The organism is Streptomyces sp. NPDC050704 (assembly GCF_040654355.1).
Lineage (GTDB): Bacteria > Actinomycetota > Actinomycetes > Streptomycetales > Streptomycetaceae > Streptomyces.
The window spans coordinates 134,657-140,656 of the sequence record NZ_JBFAHW010000015.1; the positions used below are offsets into that span (position 1 = coordinate 134,657).

Genomic DNA, 6,000 nt, shown 5'->3' on the forward strand with positions numbered 1-6,000 from the left:
CAGTGGCAACAGGGGCCCCGGGCGCACCCGACCGCCGCTTCCTGGGAAGCCGCGGTCGGGCGATCAGCGGGCGTGGCTCAGCAGTTGGCGACCCACTCGTGGGAGGCGATGTTGTCGTTCAGGGACGTGCCGCCTCCGGTTCCGTTGTTCGGGAAGTGGTAGTGGACGATGTTCGGCAGCTTCTCGCCCTTGTCGAGGCAGAAGCTGGCGCCGGTCTGGTTCGGGCCGTAGTAGAGCCAGACGTCATGGGTGAAGCCGTTGTTCCAGAGGGAGCTCGCCTCGTTGCGCATGCCGTTGCAGCTGTCCCAGTTGTCGCTGTCGCCGGACCACTGGCAGTGCGGGGTGCCGTAGTTCTGGTGCATGTACACGTGGAGGTAGCCGTCCGCGGCCGCGGCCCGCGTCGACGGCGGAGCCGATTCGGACGCCTGGGCGGCGCCGGGTACGGCGGTCAGGGACAGGGCGGTGAGCCCCACGGCTGTCAGAGCGGTGGCGATCTTGTTCCTCAGCACTGGTTCTCCTTGGTCGTGTTGTGTTGTGGTGCTGGTCGTGGCTGCGGGCGGTGCCGGCAGGGATGTCGGTGCGAGCGCACTCGGCTTCGGCGCGAACGCTTCTGCCGGGAGCCTCTGGCCCTGACCTGCTGTCCCCGAGCCACGCCGAAGCTGGCAGGACGCTCCGGCGCCTGGCAACGGATCGCCGCCCGGTGGGATGCTGGGACGCCGCAACGCGTGGTGACCTTGTAGTTCGGTTGGCCTGCTGGGACGCCGGTGGGACGGAGCGATGGCGCGGCACGACAGTGAGTGCGGCGCCGAAGGGGAAGGGCAATGGGATCGCAGCCGGTGGAGTTCGACGCGTTCGCGGCCTGTCTGCGGGCGCTCAAGGAACGGAGGGGCGTCAGTTACGAGGCCCTGGCCCGGGACACCGGAATCGGCAGGTCCAGCCTTCACCGGTACTGCTCCGGTGCGCTCGTCCCGCCGGACTACGGGCCGGCACACCGGTTCGCCACGGCCTGCGGGGCGTCACCTGAGGAACTGCGCCGATTACACCGGCTCTGGGCCCTGGCGGACGCGGCCCGGGAAACCGGACGTGACCCGGACGAGGATTCGGGTCGGGCCGCGGGCGTCGATCAGGATGGGAAGCACGGCTCGGACCAGGACCAGGACCAGGACCAGGGTCCGGAGCTGAATCCGGACCGGGGCCAGGACCCGGGTGGGGAGCCGGAGCCAGAGCCGGAGTTGGACAGGGATAGTGACAGAGACCCGGCCCCGGACGCCGACGCCGTACCCGCCCCGCGTCCGCCATGGCACCGCCGGAGATCACCGGCTCTCGTCGTGATCGTGCTCGTCCTGGCGCTGGGGGCCACGGCATGGGGGATCACGGCGGTGTCCGGAGACGGAGACCGATCCGGCGCCGGCGACGAGGGCGGCCTGCTGTTGTCGGCGGCGTGCGCCGAGCCGGTGAGCCTGGGGCAGCGCGGCGCCTGCGTACGGGAGGTGCAGCGGCTCCTGGCCCGCGCCGGGGCCGAGTTGGACGTCGACGGCGATTTCGGCCCGCAGACCCTGCGCCGGGTGACCGCCTTCCAGGCGCTGTCGCACCTCGACGTCGACGGGGTGGTCGGCGAGGAGACGAAGAAGGCGCTCTACGATCCGAAGATCCAACTCGACGCCTGGCCGCCGGAGAAGGTTCGGCAGCGGGTCCGCGAAGTCTTCCGCGAAAGGCCCGACCGGGCGATCGCCGTCGCCGACTGCCAGTCGCTGCTCGATCCACTGCACATCGTGCCGAACGCCGACGGCACGCGGAAATGGGGCGTTTTCCAGATCTCCGACGCCGGGCTACGGAAACTCGGCGGCACACCCCGTGACGCGATGGACCCGGAGTGGAACATCCAGGCCGCCCACCGCCTGTGGAGCGGAGCGAAGAGCTTCGGCGACTGGGCGCACTGCGAGCGCGCCGCCTCTCCCGAAGCCGTCGGACCGGCCCTGGTGAAGGCGGTCGGCGGCCGGTCGACAGCACCCGCACAGGACGCCTCCTCGGCTCCGGCGTCCGCGAACTCCGCGTGCCCCAAACCGGGGCAGCGGTTCAAGACGTCCACCCACGACCGGGTGTACCTGGTTGGCCCCGGCAGCCGTCTGTACTACGTCCCCGACGCGATCGTCTACTTCAACCTCTGGGACGACTGGAACGCCGTCGCCATCGTCAAAGGCAGTGTCTTCGCGGACTGCGCGTGGGACGAGGCCCACGAGTTGGCCAAGGCGTCCCTGGCCAGGACGAGCGACAACTCGCGGACCTACATCTGGGACGCGTGGTACGGCTACCGCCGGATCACGAACCGGACCGTCTTCGACAAGTACGGGTTCTCGGAGACGAGGATCCAGACACGGTCCTCCCTGTCCCCCATCAGTGACACCGGGTGGGGGTGAGCGGACGCCCGATACGTGAGGACGTGGGGCCCGTCCGGCGGGTCATGCCGGACAGGCCCCTGGTCCCGAGGAGGGCTCAGCCTCAGCGCTTGAGCGTGAAGGTGAAGTCGCCGGAGATCCTGCCGCTCAGCCGGACCGCCGAAACGAGCCTCCCCTCCGTGATCAGTCGCCCGACCTCGGCCCGCGAAAGACCGCAGCCTTCAGCCACCAGTCGCACCGGCCGGACAGGTATCCGCGCCGCGAATCGGACCGATACATCCATCACCTCCATCACCTCCATCACATCGCTCACCTCGCGGTCCAGGTGATCCGATCCGCCGGTGTCGAGACGCCAGGCGTTGTCCCAGTCGAGGGCAACGCGATTACGGCGCCGGAAGACCGGATCCTGGAGCAACTCGGCTGCCAGGCCAGGGTCGTTGTCATGCAGCCGGTCCAGCAGCTCAGGTCGTACGGAGCGCACGTTCATCCGCTCCAGGACCGTGAGTTTCGTGGTTTCCCCGCACGCGGTACAGAGCGCGAGGAGCCAGGCGTCGATGAGCTTGTGGTTGGCGTTGACGCGAAACTTGCCGCCTGCCCTGAAGCGCTCGGACGCGCACGCGTGGCAACGGCGGATGACGGTCGGCAGGCAGGTGGGTATGACCACCCAGCTATTGAGCACAGAAGTACACCGGTTTCAGTGAGAAATCCGCAGCGAAAAGGAGCGCGGCGCACATGCGCGACGCGCGACACATCAGCTCTCGGGAGGTCTCACAGGGTGTACAACGGCACGTCCTTGCCTGGACGACTTGGTTCGGCAGCACGGTAAGGGCGCACAGCGGCGCTGCTCCACTGGTTTTCTGGCGCTTCCGGGCACGGATGAGGCAGACGGGCGTGGACGTGGACGGTTCTCAGCGCAGCGCGCTCTTCCGCTGCCACTCGGCCACGAGAGTGTGGAGCGGGATCGCACCGCTGTCACCCAGTAGTCGACGCCGTCCCCCGTAGTAGTCGGCGTCCCCCGGAACCCGGCCGGCTTCCGGGGAACGTCGACCGGGTGGCTCACTGCCCGGTGCGTACTGCGATGCAGGCCTACCCGCGCGAGTCGGCCGGGCGGGCCGGTGCTCCCGTGGTGACGGCGGCGGAACCGCCTCCCGCGTAGGTGATGTTCGGCCGGGGCGGCTTGGCCATGCCGGCTCCGAGGAAGTAGTCGGGGTGGTGGGACTGCATGTATCCCTTGAACGTCATGGCGTTTCGGTAGGCGGGGTTGTGGGCGAGCGTGTACAGCCGGGTGTTCGTCGGCTGGTTGGTCGAGAAGATGATCAGCTCGTTGTGGGACGCGTTGGTGTACACGGCCTCCTCGCGCCAGTCGCCGAGGATGTCGCCGACGAGGGTGGGCCCGCCCTGGGCGGCCGTGACCGCGCCGTGGTTCCAGGTGCTGACCAGCCGGGGCAGGCTGCCGGTCGACGTCGGGTTCTGCGGGTCCCACTTCTCGATCTTGCCGCTGTTGAGCAGTTCCATGGTGAGGTCGCCGTCCCACCACAGGCCCAGCTGCGGCCACGGGCGCAGTGAGGTGTTCGGTTCGGTGAGCCGGTTGGTGGGCGCGTTGTACAGGCCCGAGAAGGACCAGACCTCCATGCCGGGGACGCGCGGGTCGACGTCGCCCGCCATGCCGCGTCCGACGTCGGCGGGGCCGCCGTTGTGCCTCCAGATGACGGAGCCGTTCGCGGCGTCGTAGTAGTACTCGAGCAGGCCGCTCGGGTTGTCCTGCTGCACGCCGTAGCCCTCCAGGCCCGGACGGCTCGGGTCCATGTCGGCGAGGTGGAAGCGGTCGCCGTGGATGATGCCGTTGGCGCCCATCGAGTAGCGCAGGGAGCCGTTGCCGTTGAGTACGAACCCGATCTCGGCGACCTCGTCCGTCCCGTCCCCGTTGACGTCGATGGCGCGGGTGTTGTGCCCGTCGGGCGCGTTCTGGCTGCCGCGCTCCCACGTCCACTGGCGGTCCAGTGAGTCGCCGTCGAACTTCCAGGCGCCCATCATCAGGTTGAAGGCCCCGTCGGCGCGCCGGTTCTTCATGTAGGCGACCAGGCTCGGCGTGGTGCCGTTGAGGTACGCCACCCCGAGGCGTGCGGCCATCGGGCCGTCGCCCAGGTAAGTGGTCGGTACGGCGGACCAGTTGCGGAGCGCTCCGGTCCGGCCGTCGAGGACGGCCATGAACTGGCGTGAGTCGTCCGCGTGCGTCCAGGTCGTCCCGTCCCCGAACCTGACCCCGTCGGCGATCCGGACGGCGACCTCGGCCCGGCCGTCGCTGTCGAAGTCGTAGACCGTGACGCCGTCCCAGTGGCCCAGGTCGACCGCGGACGAGCCCGGTTCGATGTTGTCCTGGTTCTGGCTGTTCGGCCCCAGGTCGACCTCCCAGAGGAAGTCGCCGTCGTTGCTGTAGGCCTCCAGCTTCTGGGGGGAGGTCTGGCGGTCCACCACGTAGTCGTACTCGCCGTCGCCGTCGAGGTCGCCGACCCAGACGAACTTCACCGGACCGCCGGAGCGCAGTGGCACGCGGACCACGGGCTCCGTGGCGTGGTTGGCCGTCAGGGTGAAGGCCCCGCTGGGCGCCTGCTCCTGCCCGCCGACGACCGGAGCAACTCGATAGCTGTTGGACCGGGTCAGGTCGGCCGTGGAGTCCTGGTAGTTGGTCCCGCCCGTCAGGACGCTTGCGTTGAGCTTGGCGTACGCGCCGCCGCCGGTGGACCGGTACACGTTGAAGCCGATGCCCTCCGGGTCGAGTCCCAACAGCCGCCAGGAGACCAGGACTTGGGTATTGCTGGAACGCACCGCCACGACCCCGCGACCGAGATTCTCCATCACGCGCCCGGCCTTCACCGCCGGGCCGTCGGCTGTGGCGGCGGTTGTGGCTGCGGCTGCACTGGTGGCTGTGCCGGTGGCCGTGGACGCGCCCGGCGAGGTGGGGCTCGCGGGGCCTACGGCCATCGCGGCGCAGACGGCCACGACGGCCACGATCGTGAGGGGCACCCGATGGACCCGATGGGCGGCCCGCCATCTTAATTTCATGTGCATGACAACCTCCTGGTAGGGCGGCTCGCGGTTGCTGTGCGGGGTGTACGTGCGTGGACCGGGTGTCCGCGTGTACGGACCGGGTGTCCGCCCTCGGCCCGGGCCGGAAACCCTGGAGAGTTGAACCGTTTACACGCCTGTGAGGGAAGCACCGTGATGAGGACGCGTCAAGATACCCGGAGCGACAACATTTGTGGAGTTCACCGGTGTTTACGCACTTGATCGTATGCGCGACCTTCAAGTGGAAACGCTTCCAAACGGGCGCCGGACATTCCACGCAAGCGCCGGACACAGGCGCCAAACACAGGAGGCCCCATGCCTCGTCGGACCGCGCCCGACGACGGGCATTCCCGCCTCGCGACAATCCGCGACGTGGCCCGGCACGCCGACGTCTCGGTCGCCACGGTCTCCCGGATCCTGTCCGGCACCTACCGTTCCTAGGGACTGAGTGGGAGTGCGTCCTGTTGCCAGGACTGCTGCTCAGCCGGGTGCCCCGAACGGTGCTGGGCGCCCTGGTTCCCCGCGTTCGCTCCACTAC

5 protein-coding genes are annotated in these 6,000 nt (G+C 69.1%); 2 read left to right on the forward strand and 3 right to left on the reverse strand.

Translation table 11 applies throughout. The features are described from left to right. Window positions 1-77: 77 nt before the first annotated feature. Window positions 78-509, reverse strand: a complete 432-nt coding sequence (locus tag AB0I18_RS11570) for a peptidase inhibitor family I36 protein (RefSeq protein ID WP_363105216.1) — start codon at window positions 507-509, stop codon at window positions 78-80. Window positions 510-821: 312 nt separating this feature from the next. Between AB0I18_RS11570 and AB0I18_RS11575 the strand changes: the two genes are divergently transcribed. Then, the gene (locus AB0I18_RS11575) at window positions 822-2,417 is read left to right on the forward strand and encodes a helix-turn-helix domain-containing protein (RefSeq protein WP_363105217.1); all 1,596 of its coding nucleotides are present in this window, start codon (window positions 822-824) and stop codon (window positions 2,415-2,417) included. An 82-nt stretch (window positions 2,418-2,499) separates the two neighbouring features. Here AB0I18_RS11575 and AB0I18_RS11580 read toward each other — a convergent pair whose 3' ends face one another. Both AB0I18_RS11580 and AB0I18_RS11585 read right to left on the reverse strand, forming a co-directional pair. Next, window positions 2,500-3,075 carry a DUF1062 domain-containing protein gene (locus AB0I18_RS11580; RefSeq protein ID WP_363105218.1) on the reverse strand — a complete coding sequence of 192 codons (576 nt, stop codon included), beginning with the start codon at window positions 3,073-3,075 and terminating at the stop codon, window positions 2,500-2,502. A 407-nt stretch (window positions 3,076-3,482) separates the two neighbouring features. Next, window positions 3,483-5,420, reverse strand: a complete 1,938-nt coding sequence (locus AB0I18_RS11585) for a hypothetical protein (protein WP_363105219.1) — start codon at window positions 5,418-5,420, stop codon at window positions 3,483-3,485. Between the two features lie 357 nt (window positions 5,421-5,777). On the opposite strand from AB0I18_RS11585, the gene AB0I18_RS11590 reads away from it, so the two are divergent. Beyond that, complete coding sequence (locus AB0I18_RS11590; protein WP_363105220.1) at window positions 5,778-5,903, forward strand: LacI family DNA-binding transcriptional regulator; 126 nt, start codon at window positions 5,778-5,780, stop codon at window positions 5,901-5,903. The last annotated feature ends 97 nt before the right edge of the window (window positions 5,904-6,000 follow it).